Source organism: Pseudomonas sp. UM16 (genome assembly GCF_050312595.1).
GTDB lineage: Bacteria > Pseudomonadota > Gammaproteobacteria > Pseudomonadales > Pseudomonadaceae > Aquipseudomonas.
This window is the reverse complement of sequence record NZ_JBNPJT010000015.1, coordinates 12,152-28,192: the sequence shown is the minus strand read 5'-3', so window position 1 is coordinate 28,192 and position 16,041 is coordinate 12,152. Positions and strand designations below refer to the sequence as shown.

The following is a 16,041-nucleotide window of genomic DNA, read 5'->3' as shown; positions in this document are numbered from 1 at the left end:
AAGTCAATCTGTTGGCCCGTCATCCACTCAGATAAAGGTTGCTCGCCATTGCCGGGCGATAATCGAACAGAAATTCGTTAATCGTATTTGTTTACCAAAAGATTGATAAATAACGATTTAATAGAGATTACAGCAACAGATTAGGCATTTTTCATACTGAAGTGCGCAGGGTCCTTCGAAAACACCCCATTGTCTATGGATCCATTATCTGATTGATTAGCGCCTGGCGACGGCGGGAGCCCTCCTGCCCGTAGACGATAACAATTACAAAAAGGGTTCAGTCATGAATGGCTTATCAACGGTGCGGAACTGCCAGGGTTCCCACCGCCTTCTTTGCGTGCGCGTGTGCTTCTGTACTCTCTCGCCTCAGGTCGTCGCCGACTCGCAGGTGACCCCATGAGTATTGATCTCAAGCACCGCGTGGATAACGACCCAATGGGCAGGTTCCAATGCCTGGCCATCGGCATGTGCATTGTGCTGAACATGATCGACGGCTTCGACGTGCTGGTGATGGCGTTTACGGCTGCCTCGGTTTCAGCGGAGTGGGGGCTGGGTGGGGCGCAGATCGGCCTGTTGCTCAGCGCCGGCTTGTTCGGTATGGCCGCCGGGTCGTTATTTATTGCGCCTTGGGCCGACCGTTGCGGCCGCCGCCCATTGATCCTCTTTTGCCTGGCACTGTCGGGTATTGGCATGTTGCTTTCGGCATTGAGCCAGACCCCTGTACAACTGGCGCTGCTGCGCGGCCTGACCGGGTTGGGCATCGGCGGCATCCTTGCCAGCAGTAATGTCATCGCCAGCGAATATGCCAGCAAGCGTTGGCGCGGCCTGGCGGTGAGCCTGCAATCCACCGGTTATGCCCTGGGCGCGACACTTGGCGGCCTGTTGGCGGTGTGGCTGTTGAGTCATTGGGGGTGGCGCTCGGTGTTCCTGTTTGGCGGTATTGCCACCTTGCTGGTAATCCCGCTGGTACTGCTGTGGCTGCCCGAATCGCTGGATTTCTTGTTGGCGCGGCGCCCAGCCAATGCACTGGCGCGCGTCAATCAACTGGCCGTGCGTCTCGGGCAACCGCAGCTGGCAGAGTTGCCGCCGCAACAGCTGAAAGAGGCAGGTGCCGTGACCGGTTTCAGACAGTTGCTGACCCCCAGCATGCGCCGCACCACGTTACTGATCTGGCTGCTGTTTTTCCTGGTGATGTTTGGCTTCTATTTCATCATGAGCTGGACCCCGAAACTGCTGGTCTCCGCAGGCTTGTCGGCACAGCAAGGCATCACCGGGGGCGTGCTGCTGAGCGTTGGCGGCATCCTTGGTGCGGCACTGATCGGTGGTCTGTCCTCGCGCTGGCCGCTTAGCCGGGTGCTGTCATTGTTCATGCTGATCACCGCCGGGCTGCTGGTGGCGTTTGTCGGCAGCGGCTCATCGATCGTTGCCGCCCTGGGGCTGGGCTTGCTGATCGGGTTGTTCTCCAACGGCTGCGTGGCCGGGCTCTACGCCTTGTCGCCAGTGGTCTACGACGCTTCGGTGCGTGCCACCGGGGTTGGCTGGGGTATCGGCATCGGCCGCATCGGCGCGATTCTGTCGCCGACAGTGGCCGGTGTGCTGCTCGACGGTGGTTGGCAACCGCTGCATTTGTATGGGGTTTTCGCCGCCGTGTTTGTCATTGCCGCTGGCTGCCTGTTGCTGCTCAAGCCCACGCCAACACCTGTGCAGCCGGTGATGGCTGGCGCTTAAGCCTGGCCGTCGATGATCGCCTCGGCGACCGTGGTGCAGAACCATTGCAGGGCGGCGGAGTTGTCGCTGTTGGGGTGCCAGTTCAACGAGACGTTGAACTCGGCAACCTGGAACGGCAGCTCGAGCATTTTCAAGCCGCCTTCCTTAACGAAAAGCCGGGCGATCTGCGCCGGCAAAACGGCGAGCAAGTCGGTCCCGGGAATGATCTTCGGCAGCACCGAGAAATGCGGGACCTGCAAGCTGATCCGGCGCTGTATCTGCATGCTGTTCAACACATCTTCGACGCTGCCGTGACCGGTGGTGCGGGTGACGGTGATATGACGCTCTGCAACGAACTGTTCAAGGCTCAACTCACCTTTGATGCGTGGGTGTTCCACGCTCAACAGGCAGACATAACGCTCACGCATCAGCACCTGGCTGCGGGTACCGGGTACCGGCGGGCGGCAAATGGCAGCGTCAATCTTGCCGCCCGCCAGCCATTCACCGACCTGGTCGACCTGCAACGGCAGCACTTCGACTTCGGCATGCGGCGCCTCGCGGTTCAGACGCGCGAGGATCAGTGGCAGAAAGCCCATCTCGCCGAGGTCGGAAAGGGCAATGCGAAACCTGCGCTCGGTGCTACCAGGGTCAAACTGGCGTGTGCTCTGCACCGCACTTTCGATGCGGGTCAGCGAGTCGCGCAGTGTTGCGTACAACTGTTCGGCGACAAAGGTCGGCTGGATACCGTCACGGGTGCGACTGAACAAAGCGTCGTCAAACAGTTCACGCAGGCGCGCGAGGCCGTAGCTGACCGAGGGTTGAGTAACGAACAGGCGCTCGGCGGCGAGCGTCACGCTGCGGGCTTCGTAGAGGGTAACGAAGGTGCGGATCAGGTTCAGGTCGATGTGGCTCATGGGGACTCGAAGTGTGCGTGATGATATAGACCGGTTTTATGTTATGTAGAAATAGTATCAATTTGATCAATTTGGCGGTGGCTGCAAAAGTAACTCAAATTTTAAAAACACGCTGCAAGGGTCTTTATGAAAACTGTTCACCGCGCTTCCTACGACATTCTCCGCCAGCACGGCCTGACCACGATTTTTGGCAACCCAGGTTCTAACGAGCTGCCTTTCTTAAAGGGCTTTCCAGAAGATTTTCGCTATATTCTCGGCCTGCACGAAGGGGCGGTGGTGAGCATGGCCGATGGTTATGCCCTGGCTACCGGTCAACCAACCTTCGTCAACTTGCACGCCGCCGCCGGCACCGGCAATGGCATGGGCGCGCTGACCAATGCCTGGTACTCCCACAGCCCGCTGGTGATCACCGCCGGCCAGCAAGTGCGCTCGATGATTGGTGTGGAGGCGATGCTGGCCAACGTCGATGCCGCGCAATTGCCCAAGCCGCTGGTGAAGTGGAGCCACGAGCCGGCCTCGGCACAAGATGTGCCACGCACACTGAGCCAGGCAATTCATATGGCCAGCCTGCCGCCTCGCGGGCCGGTATACGTGTCGATTCCGTATGACGACTGGGCGTGTGAAGCGCCAGCTGGGGTCGAACACCTGGCCCGACGTCACGTGGCCAGTGCCGGCCTGCCTTCGGCCGCGCAACTGGAACAGCTTTGCGAGCAACTTGCAGCAGCACGCAACCCGGTGCTGGTGCTGGGGCCCGATGTCGATGGCAGCGGGGCTAATCATCTAGCGGTGCAACTTGCCGAGAAGCTGCGCATGCCAGCGTGGATCGCGCCTTCGGCATCGCGTTGTCCGTTTCCGACCCGTCACGCCTGTTTTCGCGGCGTGCTGCCAGCAGCCATTTCGGGTATCAGCCGCTGCCTGGCCGACCACGACCTGATTCTGGTGGTGGGCGCGCCGGTGTTTCGCTACCACCAATACGCACCGGGCGACTATCTGCCTGCCAATTGCCAGTTACTGCATATCACCTGCGATGCGGGGGAGGCGGCGCGCGCACCGATGGGCGATGCCCTGGTCGGCGACATTGCCCAGACCCTTGCAGCGCTGGTCGACAGCGTGCCGTATGTCGATCGACCCATGCCAACGGCTTTGCCCAACGTACAGCCAGTGGTCGAGGAGGGTGGCTTGCTGCGGCCGGAAACGGTGTTTGACCTGATCAACGCGCTGGCCCCCAAAGACGCCATCTACGTCAAGGAATCCACCTCCACCGTCGGTGCATTCTGGCAGCGCGTGGAAATGCGCGAGCCGGGCAGCTACTTCTTTCCGGCTGCCGGCGGCCTTGGCTTTGGCTTGCCGGCGGCGGTCGGCGTGCAACTGGCGACCAGCGCAAGGCGCGTGATCGGCATCATCGGCGACGGTTCGGCGAACTACGGCATCACCGCCTTGTGGACGGCCGCGCAATACAACATCCCGGTGGTCTTCATCATTCTGAAGAACGGCACCTATGGCGCGCTGCGCTGGTTTGCCGATGTGCTCAGCGTCAGCGATGCGCCGGGGCTGGACGTGCCAGGCCTGGATTTTTGCGCCATCGCCCAGGGTTACGGCGTACGGGCTGTGCATGCAGCGACTGCGGCTGAATTTGCCAGTGCGTTCAGTGAGGCGTTGGCAGGCAACCGGCCAGTGCTGATTGAGGTGCCCACCCAAACCATCGAACCCTGAGCCGCAATCGCGTGGCGCAAGCCCGCTCCGACACAACAATAAAAACAGAGGTGGCTATGAACAAGACTTCCGTCAGTGACGTGATCGACGCTGCACCCTTCAATCGCACCCATCTGCTGATTCTGCTGTGGGGCTGTTTCATCATGCTGTTCGATGGTTACGACATGGTGATCTACGGCTCGGTGGTGCCTCGCCTGATGCAGGAGTGGCAACTCAGCCCGCTTGAAGCTGGCACGTTGGGCAGCTGCGCGCTGTTCGGCATGCTCTTTGGCGGCACCTTGCTTGCGCCACTGGCGGATCGCTTCGGTCGACGCAAGCTGATTATTGTCACCACATTGATGGCCAGCCTGGCGGCCTTCATGACTGGGCATGCGAGCACACCGATAGAGCTTGGAGCCTGCCGGTTGGTGACTGGATTGGCATTGGGAGCGCTGGTGCCCAGTGCCGTGAACCTGATCAGCGAATTCGCCCCACAGGGGCGGCGCAGCACCATGATTACCGTGATGTCCAGCTTCTACTCGGTGGGCGCAGTGCTGTCGGCTTTGCTGGCGATTGCGGTAATCCCCCAGTGGGGCTGGCAGGCAGTGTTCTACGTCGCGGTACTTCCGGTTCTGGCGGTGCCGTTCATGCTGCGTTACCTGCCCGAATCTGCAGCGTTTCTGGAGCTCAAGGGGCGCCGCGCCGAGCTGGAGCAATTGCTGGTCAAGGTCGATCCGGGCTTTCGCCCAGGCACAGCGTTGAGCTTGCCCCGTAGCGACAAACAGACTCAGGCCGCTCGTTTACCGCAGTTGTTCAGTAAAGGCCGTGCCCTGGCGACCGTGCTGCTGTGGGTGGCGTTTGCCATGTGCATGCTGATGAGTTACGGGCTCAACACCTGGCTGCCCAAGCTGATGGCGCAGGGTGGTTATCCACTGGGCTCCAGCCTTGCCTTTCTGGTGACGCTGAACATTGGTGCAACCGTGGGTGCGCTGTTCGGTGGCTGGCTCGCTGACCGCCTTGGCGTGCAGCGCACCCTGGCGCTGTTCTTTGTGCTGGCGGCGTTGTCGCTGGCGGCCTTGGGCTTCAAGCCAGATCCGCTGCTGCTCAACCTGCTGTTATTGGTCGCCGGCGCCACCACCATTGGCACTCTGGCGGTGATTCATGCCTATGCCTCGATCGCCTATCCCGCGCATATTCGCTCTACCGGGCTTGGCTGGGCCGCTGGCGTCGGGCGCCTGGGGGCGATTGCCGGCCCGATGCTCGGTGGCAGTCTGCTTTCCCTGGAGCTGCCTTTGCAGCAGAACTTCCTGGCCTTTGCCCTGCCAGGGGTGATTGGCGCGCTAGCCATTGTCTGTATTCAGGTGCGAGCGCCACAGCAGACTGGTGAGCCTGAAGCCATCAGTAAACCCACTGTTTGAATTACCCTGTCCAAGGAGCGCTTCATGTCTGATACCTGCCCTCGTTACAGTGAACTTCACCTGCAGCCAATTGCTGGTCAATGGCGAGCCGGCGCTGCCGGTAAAACCCTGCGCGTGACGAACCCGTTCAATGATGCCGTGTTGCTGGAAATTCCCCAGGCCAACCGTGACGACCTCGATGCTGCGTACCGCGAAGCGGCGCGGGTCCAGCCGCAGTGGGCCGCGCTGGGCCCTGCGGCAAGAGCGGCGGTGTTGCATCAAGTGGTGGCGGTGTTCGACCGGCGCCGCGACGAAATCATCGACTGGATCATTCGCGAGTCCGGCAGCACCCGGCTCAAGGCGCAACTGGAATGGGGCGCGGCGCGGGCGATTGCCCTGGAGTCAGCCTCCTTCCCCTCGCGGGTCCACGGGCGCATCGTCGACTCCAATGTGCCCGGCAAGGAAAGCCGCGTGTATCGCAGCGCGCTGGGTGTAGTGGGGGTCATCAGCCCGTGGAACTTCCCCCTGCACCTGACGCAGCGCTCGATTGCCCCGGCGTTGGCGCTGGGCAATGCCGTGGTGGTCAAGCCTGCCAGTGACACGCCGGTGTGCGGTGGCCTGCTGCTGGCGAAGATTTTTGAAGAAGCCGGGCTGCCCGCGGGTGTGCTCAGCGTGGTGGTCGGTGCGGGCAGCGAGATCGGCGATGCCTTTGTCGAACATGAAATGCCGTCGCTGATCACCTTTACCGGTTCGACCCCGGTAGGGCGTGGCATTGGCCGTATCGCCAGTGGCGGCGAACACCTCAAGCACGTCGCCCTGGAACTGGGCGGCAACAGCCCCTTCGTAGTGTTGGACGATGCCGACCTCGAACAGGCAGTCAACGCCGCGGTGTTTGGCAAGTTCCTGCACCAGGGGCAGATCTGCATGGCGGTCAATCGCATCATTGTCGATAACCGCCTTTACGACGCCTTTGCCGAACGTTTTGTCGAGCGGGTCAAGGGCCTTGCGGTGGGTGATCCGAACTTGCAGGAAACGGTGATTGGCCCGGTGATCAATGCCCGTCAGTTGCAGGGTTTGCAGGAGAAAATCGCTCTGGCCCGTCACGAGGGCGCCGAGCCGCTGTACGAGGGTGGGGTGGACGGCAACCTGCTGGCGCCGCATGTGTATGGCGAAGTCACGATCGACATGGACCTGGCCCGCAATGAAATATTCGGGCCCCTGGTGGGGCTGATACGAGCGCGCGACGAGGCGCATGCCCTGGAGCTGGCCAACGCCAGCGAGTTCGGGCTCTCCAGTGCAGTGTTCAGCCGCAACCTGGAACGCGCGGTGCGCTTTGCCCGACAGGTGCGTGCCGGCATGACACATATCAACGACATCCCGGTCAACGATGAGGCCAACGCGCCGTTTGGCGGTGAGAAAAATTCCGGGCTCGGGCGTTTCAACGGTGATTGGGCAATTGATGAATTCACCCGTGATCACTGGATCAGCGTGCAGCATTCACCGCGTCAGTATCCCTTCTGATGCGCTGAGTCACTGAGTGTCGCCCGGCTTTGCCGGGCCTTTACGCAGCTGTTGATGGACGGGCCCTGAGCGGCCTGTTGGGGGCGGCTGCGCCCATGAAAAGCGGAGAACAATAATAATGAACCACACTCCTTGCACCCTGGCGCGATCCGTCGCCACCGCCTCCTTGGCGTTGGGCTTGAGCTTGCCCGCCTGGGCAGCGGACGGCGGTTTTTTCGAGGATGCCAAGACGGACCTGGTGCTGCGCAATTATTACTTCAATCGGGACTTTCGCGACCCAGGTGCGGCCAAGAGCAAGGTTGAAGAGTGGGCCCAGGGCTTCACCCTCAAATTCAGCTCGGGCTACACCCCGGGCGTTGTCGGTTTCGGCCTGGATGCGATTGCCATGTTTGGCGTGAAGCTGGACAGCAGCCGTGACGTCAGCGGTTCTGAACTGCTGCCCGTGCATGATGACGGACGCGCGGCAGATGACTTCGGGCGCGCCGGGGTGGCAGCCAGAATGCGCGTTTCAGCCACGGAACTCAAAGTCGGTGAGCTGATGCCAGACATTCCCCTGCTGCGTTACGACGATGGTCGCCTGCTGCCGCAGACGTTTCGTGGCGCCATGCTCGACTCGCGAGAAATCGCAGGCCTGAGCCTGCAGGCCGGCCAATACCGCGAGGTGAGCCTGCGCAACTCGTCAGACATGCAGGACCTTTCCGCTTGGGCCGCACCGGGCGTGACGTCCGACGGGTTCAATTACGCCGGTGCCGAGTACCGCTTCAACCAGCAACGCACGCTGATCGGTGCCTGGCATTCGCAGCTTGAAGACATTTATCAGCAAAGCTACTTCAACGTGCTGCACAAGCAACCGGTGGGTGATTGGGTGTTGGGCGCCAACCTTGGTTACTTCATCGACAAGGAAGACGGTCAGGCGCGCATTGGCGACATTCAGAGCCGCACCGGCTATGCCTTGCTGTCGGCGGCGAACGGTGGTCACACGCTGTACCTGGGGTTGCAGAAAGTCAGTGGCGACAGCCAGTGGATGTCAGTGTACGGCAGCAGTGGCCGGACTTTGGGCAACGACATGTTCAACGGTAACTTCAGCAACGCCGACGAGCGTTCCTGGCAGGTGCGCTACGACTACAACTTTGCCGCCATGGGCGTGCCTGGCTTGTTGGCGATGGTGCGCTATGGTCACGGTGACAATGCCACCACCAAAGCGGGCAGCAACGGCAAGGAGTGGGAGCGTGATACCGAACTCGGTTACACCGTTCAGAGTGGCACGCTCAAGAGCCTCAGCATCCGGGTGAACAACGCCACCAACCGGCGCAGTTTCAATAGCGACTTTGACCAGACGCGCTTGATTGTCAGTTATCCGCTGTCGTTCTAAGCCATCCTATCCTCCTGGTTTTGCGCAGTGGGGCCGGCCTTGCCGGCCCCACTGCGTCGTTGTGTCAGCGGCTATTGCTTGCGGTAGTATGACGGTCCATGTGTTCTGGAAGCTGCCTGGATGAGTAAGCCCGGTCAATTGGTACTGGTTGCGTTGCGCAAGATGATCGCCTCAGGCGAGCTGGCCGCCGGTGCGCGGCTGATGGAAATCCCTACCGCCGAATTGTTCGGCGTTTCGCGCATGCCCGTACGCATGGCGTTTCGCACCCTGGAGCAGGAAGGGTTGCTGGTGCGTTTTGGCGGGCGCGGCTTTCAGGTGCGCTCGGTCAGCGCCGATGACATCGCCGGTGCCGTGGAGGTGCGCGGTGTACTCGAAGGCCTGGCCGCACGCCAGACCGCGGAGCGTGGGTTGTCGCCAGAAGCACGGGAAACCCTCCAACGCTGCCTGCATGAAGGCGATAAATTGTTCGATAAAGGCTTTGTCACCGAGGAAGACCTTGAGGCCTATCACGACCTCAACATGCGCTTTCACCAGGTGATTGTCGAAGGTAGCCATAACCCGGCGATTGCTGATGCGCTGGCGCGTAACGACCATCTACCGTTCGCTTCGGTCACTGCGCTGGCGGTGGATCGCCATGACTTGGCGCGAGAATATCGACGCTTCAATTACGCGCACATGCAGCACCATTCGGTGTTCGACGCCTTGGTCAACGGGCAGGGCGCCCGTGCCGAAGCGATCATGCGCGAGCACGCCAATGCCACCTTGCGTTACGCCGAAACCTTCGGTGTGGCAATCACTGACGAGCGCATGAAGGTCATACTACCCTCGCCGTGATCGGGTTCAGATATCGAGGACCAGTAGCGGCGTTTTCGAGCGTGAGCAGCACGGTGTGAACTGGTCGTTGCGCGCTTGTTCCTCTTCGGTAAGGAACAGGTCGCGGTGCTCCGGAACACCGTCCAGCACCCGGGTCAGGCAGGTGCCGCAAATGCCTTGCTCGCATGACATAGCGATTTCTATGCCGTGACGCTCCAGAACCTGCACCACACTTTGCTCGGCAGGTACTTCGAAGACCTGCCCAGTGCTGGCAACCTGAACTGAAAAACTGCCATCGTTGCCGCTATCGACCGCTGCGGCGGCGAAGTACTCACGGTGCAGGCAGTCTTCTTGCCAGCCCAGCGTCCTGGCACTGTCGAGCACGTGTTGCATGAAGCCACCGGGGCCACAGACATACAGATGGACATCAGCTTGCGGGTTAGCCAGCACCTGGGTCGCGTTCAGGGCGGTCTCTGGTTGTTCATCGAAATGCAGGAACAGTCGGTCGGCGAAGGGCGCAGTGCGAATGCGCTCGACAAAGGCGGCGCGTTCGCTGGAGCGGGCGCAGTAATGCAGCTCGAAGTCCGCCCCGGTATGGGCCAGGCGCTCGGCCATGCACAGGATCGGAGTGATGCCGATACCGCCGGCAAACAGCAGGCTGCGTCGGGCACCGTGTGCCAGCGGGAACAGGTTGCGCGGCTCACTGATGCGCAGTTGGGCACCGCGGTGGATCTGTTCATGCAGGCTGCGCGAGCCACCCCGTGAAGCCGGGTCCTTGAGCACGCCGATCAGGTAGCGGTGGCGTTCCTCTGGGTGGTTGCACAGCGAGTATTGACGAATCAGGCCATCGGGCAAATGCACGTCGATATGCGCGCCGGCGCTAAACGTCGGCAATGGGCTGCCATCGACCGCGGCCAGTTCATAACTGCAGATGTCTTGCGCTTCATTGTTACGCGATACCACCACGACATCGATCATGTTCGGTCCTCGGAGTATGGGTGGATTAAGCCGGGGTGACGGTGGTGGCAATCAACTGCGGTTCGGGGGTGCGTTCCTTGGCAATCAAACGCTCGAGCACCTTACGCGACTGGACACCGCCCGCATCGATATTGAGCTTGAGCAGATTGCGCTGCGGGTTGGCCAGCAAGTTCTGTTGCTGACGTTCGAGCATTTCCAGGTCTTCGCTGAAGATCTTGCCCTGGCCCTCGCGGATACTCTCGGTGAGCGCCTGGTCTTGGGCGGCGAAGTTGCGCGCCATGCCCCAGAAGTACCAGATCGAGGTGTCGGTCTCCGGGGTGATGAAGTCGACCACAATGCTTGAAGCCTTGTGCTGCGGCTCGGCGTGATAGCCGCCTTTACCCGCGTGGGCCACGCCGACTTCGATCAACACATGACTTGGCGGGGTGAAGCGGCAGATCTGCCAGCGGTCGACCGGCACATCGTCGGCCAGGCCGTTGCCGCGCAGGGCCATGCGCCAGAACGGTGGGGCCATGATGTTTTCCATGTGACGGGCCGTTACTACTTCGTCGCCGTGGACAGTGGTTACCGGTGGTGCTTCGTCGATCTCTTTCTGGCCGATGCTGGAGGCATGCACGTAGGTTTCGTGGGTCAGGTCCATCAAGTTGTCGATCATCAGGCGGTAGTCGCAGCCGATATGAAACAGTCCCCCACCATAGGCCCACTCGTCGTTGACGGCCCACTCCAGATGCGGAATCAGGTCGGGATCGGCCTGCGCCTGATCGCCAGGCCAAACCCAGATAAAGCCATAGCGTTCGATCACCGCGTAGGGCTTGATGCACGGAAACCCTCTGACCCGTTGCCCAGGCATTTCTACGGTCTTGCCGTCGCCGCCCATCACCAGGCCGTGATAGCCACACACCAGGTTGCCGTTTTCGACATAGCCCAACGACAGTGGCGCACCGCGGTGCGGGCAAAAATCTTCGACTGCCGCCACGCGACCTTCCTGGGCGCGGTAGAACGCAATCTTCTCGCCGCAGATTTGTCGGCCCAGGGGCTTATCGGTGAGTTCGTCAGCGGTGCAGGCGACATACCAGGTGTTTTTGGGGTACATGAGGGCTCTCCGGCTAATGCTTGTTTTTATTTAATGGATCCATTAAATATGCCGGGGATAGCTGCCGTCAATGATGTATAGGATTTTAGCTGGCGATGCTGGGCGATTATCGAACGGGTCTTCGATTTTTAACTTTCAGTGGATCCATTGTTGGCGCCAGGTCATTCCAGACAGGTCAGTCCATTACCTTAAAGTCCAGACGCATGGCACACCGATCAGGCAAACCGTCGGCCGCCTCGGCCGCGAGCTGGCGCTGCAAGAACTCATCGAGCTGCGGCGGGTCAAGTTGCTTGAACCCAAGCCGTACATAGAACGGCGCATTCCAGGGCACTGAAGCGAAGGTGGTCAGGCTGAGCCCGGCAAAACCCTGCTCACGAGCCCAGACTGCCGCCTCGCTAATCAAGCGTCGCCCCAGGCCCTGACCCTGTGCTGACTGCTGCACGGACAACTCAACAATGTGCCAATACGCGCCGCAATCCTGACCACAGAGAAACCCGAGTGGGCGGTCCTGGGTATCCACTGCCAGCCATTCGCGCTGCTGGAGAATGAACGTCAGATGTTGTTCAACGCTGAGGGGCGGGCTGCTGGCGATAAACGCCAAGCCTTTCTGGCTGACAAAAGCGTGTGCTGCAGAGCGTTCGACGTCAGGGAGCAGCGGAGCATCTTCCGGGCGGGCAAGGCGAATGGCAAATGGCATGGTGTGAGGTGTTTGGCGATAGACCAGGGCAGTTTGGTTGATGCTCGGGTGATTCGCAATCGGCTCAGACAGGTGCTCAAAATCCAGCGTAGATTGACTGGCAAAGCCTGCGCAGGTGCCTATCTAGCGGGTTGTACAGCCTCGAAGCTTTTTACTCTCTAGCAACGACAAAAATCATAATTTCGCCTTTGTCAGCCTTTACACAGAATGCGGCCTACACCCACCCACGGCCATCCGCGTGGGAAACCTCAGTAGGGCGCAGCGATGACAAATAATAAAACAGCAATAGACACGCTTGTAGTGGGCGCCGGGCAAGCCGGTGTGGCCATGAGTGAACACTTGAGCCGACTCGGCGTGCCGCACCTGGTGATAGAGCGCAACCGTATCGCTGAAGCCTGGCGCACCGGTCGTTGGGATTCGCTGGTTGCCAATGGCCCGGCCTGGCACGACCGCTTCCCCGGCCTTGAGTTCGACGGCCTGGATCCGGATGCCTTCGCCGCCAAAGATCAGGTGGCCGAGTACTTTGAAGCCTACGCAAAGAAATTCAACGCACCGGTACGTACCGGTGTCGAGGTGACCAAGGTTCAGCGCAACGTCGGTCGCCCGGGCTTCACCATCGAGACCTCAGACGGTGTCATTGAAGCCAACAACGTGGTGGTCGCCACCGGTCCATTTCAGCGCCCGCTGATTCCGGCAATTGCACCGGTTGGCGGCAAGGTCAAGCAAATGCACTCTGCCGAATACCGCAACCCTCAGCAACTGGCCGAAGGCGCTGTGCTGGTGGTCGGCGCTGGTTCCTCCGGTGTGCAGATCGCTGACGAGCTGCAGCGCGTCGGCAAGCAGGTCTACCTTTCGGTGGGTGCTCACGACCGTCCGCCACGGGCGTACCGTAACCGTGACTTCTGCTGGTGGCTGGGCGTGCTTGGCCTGTGGGACGCCGAAGGCGTGCAGCCCGGCAAGGAGCACGTAACCATTGCTGTCAGCGGCGCACGCGGTGGCCATACCGTCGACTTCCGTCGCCTGGCTCAGCAGGGCATGACCCTCGTTGGCCTGACCAAAGCCTTTAACAACGGTATGGTGAGCTTTGAAGCCAACCTGGCCGAGAACATTGCGCGTGGCGATGAAAACTACCTGGCGCTGCTCGATGCCGCCGATGAGTACATCGACCGCAATGGCCTGGACCTGCCGGCAGAGCCGCAAGCGCGGATCATGCTCCCGGACCCGAACTGCATCACTCAGCCCATCCTCGAACTGGACCTGGCCAAGGCTGGCATCACCACGATCATCTGGGCCACGGGTTACTCGGTGGATTACGACTGGTTGCAGGTCAACGCTTTCAAGCCTGACGGCAAACCACAACATCAGCGCGGCGTCTCCAGCGAGCCGGGTATCTACTTTGTCGGCCTGCCTTGGCTGGCCCGTCGCGGCTCGGCCTTTATCTGGGGTGTGTGGCACGACGCCCGGCATATCGCCGAGCACATCATCAAACAACGCGCCTATTTCGAGTACCGGGATGCCTCGCAACGCCAGGCCGCTGCTCCCCAGACCACCTTTCAATCAGCCAGCCTTATGGAAGTCCGTTGATGCCTACTCATACCCGCATCCGCATGTTCAACACCAAAGACACCTACCCGAACCAGACCCTGGACAACGACCTGTGCCAGGCAGTACGTGCCGGCAACACCGTGTATGTGCGCGGCCAGGTGGGCACTGACTTCAACGGTCAGCTGGTAGGCCTGGGTGATCCGCGGGCGCAGGCCGAGCAGGCCATGCGTAATGTCAAGCAATTGCTGGAGGAGGCCGGCAGTGACCTGAGCCACATCGTCAAAACCACCACCTACCTGATTGACCCGCGCTACCGCGAACCGGTGTACCAGGAAGTCGGCAAGTGGCTTAAGGGCGTGTTCCCGATTTCTACCGGCCTGGTGGTCAGTGCCTTGGGCCAGCCGCAGTGGCTGATGGAAATCGACGTGATTGCGGTCATCCCCGAATAAGGAGCGTGCCATGACTTTCTCCATCGTCGGTCGCTGCGCCGAAACCGGCCAACTGGGTATTGCCATCAGTTCATCGAGCATCGCCGTGGGTGCCCGTTGCCCGTGGCTGCGCTCCGGTGTGGGCGCGGTGTCGAGCCAGAACATCACCTTGCCAGCCCTTGGTCCGCAAGTGCTTGATGCGCTGAGTGAAGGGCTGACGCCGAATCAGGCGCTGGATCATGCGCTAACGCGCAATGGTTACAGCCAGTACCGCCAGGTCGCGGTCGTCGATGCCCAGGGGCGTACCGCAGTATTCAGTGGCAACCATACCCTGGGCACGCACAACGCCCTGGCAGGCGAGCAGTGTGTGGCGGCGGGTAACCTGCTGGCCAACAGCGCGGTGATCGAACGCATGGTCGACGCGTTTGAGCGCAGCGAAGGTTGCCTGGCGGTGCGTTTGCTCAGTGCACTGCAAGCCGGGCAGACAGCAGGCGGGGAGGCGGGGGCGGTGCATTCGGCAGCCCTTTCAGTGGTGGGCGAACTGATTTGGCCGATCGTCGATCTGCGTGTGGATTGGGCTGAGGAAAACCCCATCGGCGAGTTGCAAAAACTCTGGAACGCCTATGAGCCGCAACTGCAGGACTACCTGACCCGTGCGCTGAACCCGACCCTGGCACCGAGCTACGGAGTGCCGGGCGATGAGTGAGCTGCGCAGCCGCGCCTTGCTGGCCAAGCTGATTGGTTTTGCCACGGTCAGTCGCGACTCGAACCTGGCACTGATCGAGTTCGTGCGTGACTACCTGCAGGGCCTTGGGGTGAGCTGCGAGCTGATCTACAACGCCGAGCGCAGTAAAGCCAATCTGTTGGCCAGCATCGGCCCGGCGGTGGCGGGCGGTGTGGTGCTGTCGGGGCACACCGACGTGGTGCCGGTGGACGGTCAAGCCTGGACGGTTGAACCGTTTGTGCTCAGTGAACGCGACGGCAAGCTCTACGGGCGCGGCGCGGCAGACATGAAAGGCTACCTGGCCTCGGTACTGGCCGCCGTGCCGGTGTTTCTTGCCAGCCCCCTGCGCCGACCGGTGCACCTGGCCTTTTCGTATGACGAGGAGGTCGGTTGCCTGGGTGTACGCAGGCTGCTTGAAGTGTTGCCACTACGTGTCGAGCAACCGGCCTTGTGCCTGATCGGCGAGCCGACGGAGCTCAAACCGGTGCTCGGGCACAAAGGCAAGCTGGCCATGCGTTGTCATGTGCACGGCGCGCCGTGTCATTCGGCCTACGCCCCTTACGGGGTCAATGCCATCGAACAGGCTGCGCGGCTGATTGGCCGCCTCGGTGAGATTGGCCAGCGTCTGGCCGCACCAGAGCACCATGATGGGCGTTTTGATCCGGCGTATTCCACCGTGCAGGTCGGGGTGATTCAAGGCGGCACCGCTTTGAACATCGTTCCGGCGGATTGCCGCTTTGACTTCGAAGTGCGTGCCTTGCCGGCGTTCGAACCGCAGGCGGTGCTTGATGAGCTGCAAACCTATGCCGAACAGGCGCTGCTCCCGGCGATGCAGGCAATCAAGGCAGATACCTCAATTCGCTTCGAGCCAATTTCCGCCTACCCAAGCCTGGCCACCGCGCCTGAAAGCGCCGCGGCGCAACTGATTGCGCAACTGTGCGGCAGCGACGATTTCAGCACCGTGGCCTTTGGCACCGAAGGCGGTTTGTTTGACCAGGCCGGCATCCCGGCGGTGGTCTGCGGTCCCGGCAGCATGGTGCAAGGGCATAAGCCCGACGAATTCGTCAGCGTCGCGCAAATGGTCGCATGTGACCACTTGATGGATCGCCTCGCGGCCTACCTCTCCACCCCCGGATGCTCCAACACCCGATAACAATAAG

14 protein-coding genes are annotated in these 16,041 nt (G+C 61.1%); 10 read left to right on the top strand and 4 right to left on the bottom strand.

Annotation, left to right across the window (positions count from 1 at the left end):
• Positions 1-396 precede the first annotated feature (396 nt).
• The gene (locus tag ACQRAX_RS18390) at positions 397-1,728 is read left to right on the top strand and encodes an MFS transporter (RefSeq protein WP_412040830.1); all 1,332 of its coding nucleotides are present in this window, start codon (positions 397-399) and stop codon (positions 1,726-1,728) included.
• Here the strand turns inward: ACQRAX_RS18390 and ACQRAX_RS18385 are convergent.
• A complete protein-coding gene (locus ACQRAX_RS18385; protein ID WP_412040829.1) occupies positions 1,725-2,621 on the bottom strand; it encodes a LysR family transcriptional regulator in 897 nt (298 codons plus the stop codon). The two genes, ACQRAX_RS18390 and ACQRAX_RS18385, sit on opposite strands and share 4 nt — an antisense overlap.
• Before the next feature lie 126 nt (positions 2,622-2,747).
• Between ACQRAX_RS18385 and mdlC the strand changes: the two genes are divergently transcribed.
• From mdlC to ACQRAX_RS18360, 5 genes are all read left to right on the top strand, one after another.
• Positions 2,748-4,334 carry a benzoylformate decarboxylase gene (mdlC, locus tag ACQRAX_RS18380; protein ID WP_412040828.1) on the top strand — a complete coding sequence of 529 codons (1,587 nt, stop codon included), beginning with the start codon at positions 2,748-2,750 and terminating at the stop codon, positions 4,332-4,334.
• Positions 4,335-4,390: 56 nt separating this feature from the next.
• Entirely contained in the window at positions 4,391-5,731 is a 1,341-nt protein-coding gene (locus ACQRAX_RS18375) for an MFS transporter (protein ID WP_412040827.1), read from the top strand.
• Positions 5,732-5,755: 24 nt separating this feature from the next.
• Positions 5,756-7,231 (top strand): aldehyde dehydrogenase family protein, encoded by a 1,476-nt coding sequence (locus ACQRAX_RS18370; RefSeq protein WP_412040826.1) that lies wholly within the window; start codon positions 5,756-5,758, stop codon positions 7,229-7,231.
• Between the two features lie 118 nt (positions 7,232-7,349).
• Positions 7,350-8,603 carry an OprD family porin gene (locus ACQRAX_RS18365; protein ID WP_412040825.1) on the top strand — a complete coding sequence of 418 codons (1,254 nt, stop codon included), beginning with the start codon at positions 7,350-7,352 and terminating at the stop codon, positions 8,601-8,603.
• 120 nt (positions 8,604-8,723) lie between these two features.
• Entirely contained in the window at positions 8,724-9,437 is a 714-nt protein-coding gene (locus ACQRAX_RS18360; RefSeq protein ID WP_412040824.1) for a GntR family transcriptional regulator, read from the top strand.
• Between the two features lie 6 nt (positions 9,438-9,443).
• Here the strand turns inward: ACQRAX_RS18360 and ACQRAX_RS18355 are convergent, their stop codons facing one another.
• The 3 genes from ACQRAX_RS18355 to ACQRAX_RS18345 form a co-directional block, all read right to left on the bottom strand.
• Entirely contained in the window at positions 9,444-10,394 is a 951-nt protein-coding gene (locus ACQRAX_RS18355) for a PDR/VanB family oxidoreductase (protein WP_412040823.1), read from the bottom strand.
• Positions 10,395-10,419: 25 nt separating this feature from the next.
• The gene (locus tag ACQRAX_RS18350; RefSeq protein WP_412040822.1) at positions 10,420-11,487 is read right to left on the bottom strand and encodes a Rieske 2Fe-2S domain-containing protein; all 1,068 of its coding nucleotides are present in this window, start codon (positions 11,485-11,487) and stop codon (positions 10,420-10,422) included.
• Between the two features lie 175 nt (positions 11,488-11,662).
• Positions 11,663-12,184, bottom strand: coding sequence for a GNAT family N-acetyltransferase (locus ACQRAX_RS18345; protein ID WP_412040821.1), 522 nt, complete (start codon positions 12,182-12,184; stop codon positions 11,663-11,665).
• 264 nt (positions 12,185-12,448) lie between these two features.
• On the opposite strand from ACQRAX_RS18345, the gene ACQRAX_RS18340 reads away from it, so the two are divergent.
• From ACQRAX_RS18340 to argE, 4 genes are read left to right on the top strand one after another with little or no spacing between them, the layout of a single operon-like run.
• Positions 12,449-13,768: a flavin-containing monooxygenase gene (locus tag ACQRAX_RS18340; protein WP_412040820.1), complete on the top strand. Its 1,320-nt coding sequence runs from the start codon at positions 12,449-12,451 to the stop codon at positions 13,766-13,768.
• Positions 13,768-14,178, top strand: coding sequence for a RidA family protein (locus ACQRAX_RS18335; RefSeq protein ID WP_003201555.1), 411 nt, complete (start codon positions 13,768-13,770; stop codon positions 14,176-14,178). The genes ACQRAX_RS18340 and ACQRAX_RS18335 overlap by 1 nt, the downstream gene beginning before the upstream one ends.
• Positions 14,179-14,188: 10 nt before the next feature.
• On the top strand, positions 14,189-14,863 hold the full coding sequence (locus tag ACQRAX_RS18330; protein ID WP_412040819.1) for a DUF1028 domain-containing protein: 675 nt from the start codon (positions 14,189-14,191) through the stop codon (positions 14,861-14,863).
• The gene (argE, locus tag ACQRAX_RS18325) at positions 14,856-16,034 is read left to right on the top strand and encodes an acetylornithine deacetylase (protein WP_412040818.1); all 1,179 of its coding nucleotides are present in this window, start codon (positions 14,856-14,858) and stop codon (positions 16,032-16,034) included. The genes ACQRAX_RS18330 and argE overlap by 8 nt, the downstream gene beginning before the upstream one ends.
• The last annotated feature ends 7 nt before the right edge of the window (positions 16,035-16,041 follow it).

Coding starts and splice junctions, on each gene's coding strand:
- ACQRAX_RS18390 (WP_412040830.1), top strand. CDS start 397: ATGAGTATTGATCTCAAGCACCGCGTGGATAACGACCCAATGGGCAGG.
- ACQRAX_RS18385 (WP_412040829.1), bottom strand. CDS start 2,621: ATGAGCCACATCGACCTGAACCTGATCCGCACCTTCGTTACCCTCTAC.
- mdlC (WP_412040828.1), top strand. CDS start 2,748: ATGAAAACTGTTCACCGCGCTTCCTACGACATTCTCCGCCAGCACGGC.
- ACQRAX_RS18375 (WP_412040827.1), top strand. CDS start 4,391: ATGAACAAGACTTCCGTCAGTGACGTGATCGACGCTGCACCCTTCAAT.
- ACQRAX_RS18370 (WP_412040826.1), top strand. CDS start 5,756: ATGTCTGATACCTGCCCTCGTTACAGTGAACTTCACCTGCAGCCAATT.
- ACQRAX_RS18365 (WP_412040825.1), top strand. CDS start 7,350: ATGAACCACACTCCTTGCACCCTGGCGCGATCCGTCGCCACCGCCTCC.
- ACQRAX_RS18360 (WP_412040824.1), top strand. CDS start 8,724: ATGAGTAAGCCCGGTCAATTGGTACTGGTTGCGTTGCGCAAGATGATC.
- ACQRAX_RS18355 (WP_412040823.1), bottom strand. CDS start 10,394: ATGATCGATGTCGTGGTGGTATCGCGTAACAATGAAGCGCAAGACATC.
- ACQRAX_RS18350 (WP_412040822.1), bottom strand. CDS start 11,487: ATGTACCCCAAAAACACCTGGTATGTCGCCTGCACCGCTGACGAACTC.
- ACQRAX_RS18345 (WP_412040821.1), bottom strand. CDS start 12,184: ATGCCATTTGCCATTCGCCTTGCCCGCCCGGAAGATGCTCCGCTGCTC.
- ACQRAX_RS18340 (WP_412040820.1), top strand. CDS start 12,449: ATGACAAATAATAAAACAGCAATAGACACGCTTGTAGTGGGCGCCGGG.
- ACQRAX_RS18335 (WP_003201555.1), top strand. CDS start 13,768: ATGCCTACTCATACCCGCATCCGCATGTTCAACACCAAAGACACCTAC.
- ACQRAX_RS18330 (WP_412040819.1), top strand. CDS start 14,189: ATGACTTTCTCCATCGTCGGTCGCTGCGCCGAAACCGGCCAACTGGGT.
- argE (WP_412040818.1), top strand. CDS start 14,856: ATGAGTGAGCTGCGCAGCCGCGCCTTGCTGGCCAAGCTGATTGGTTTT.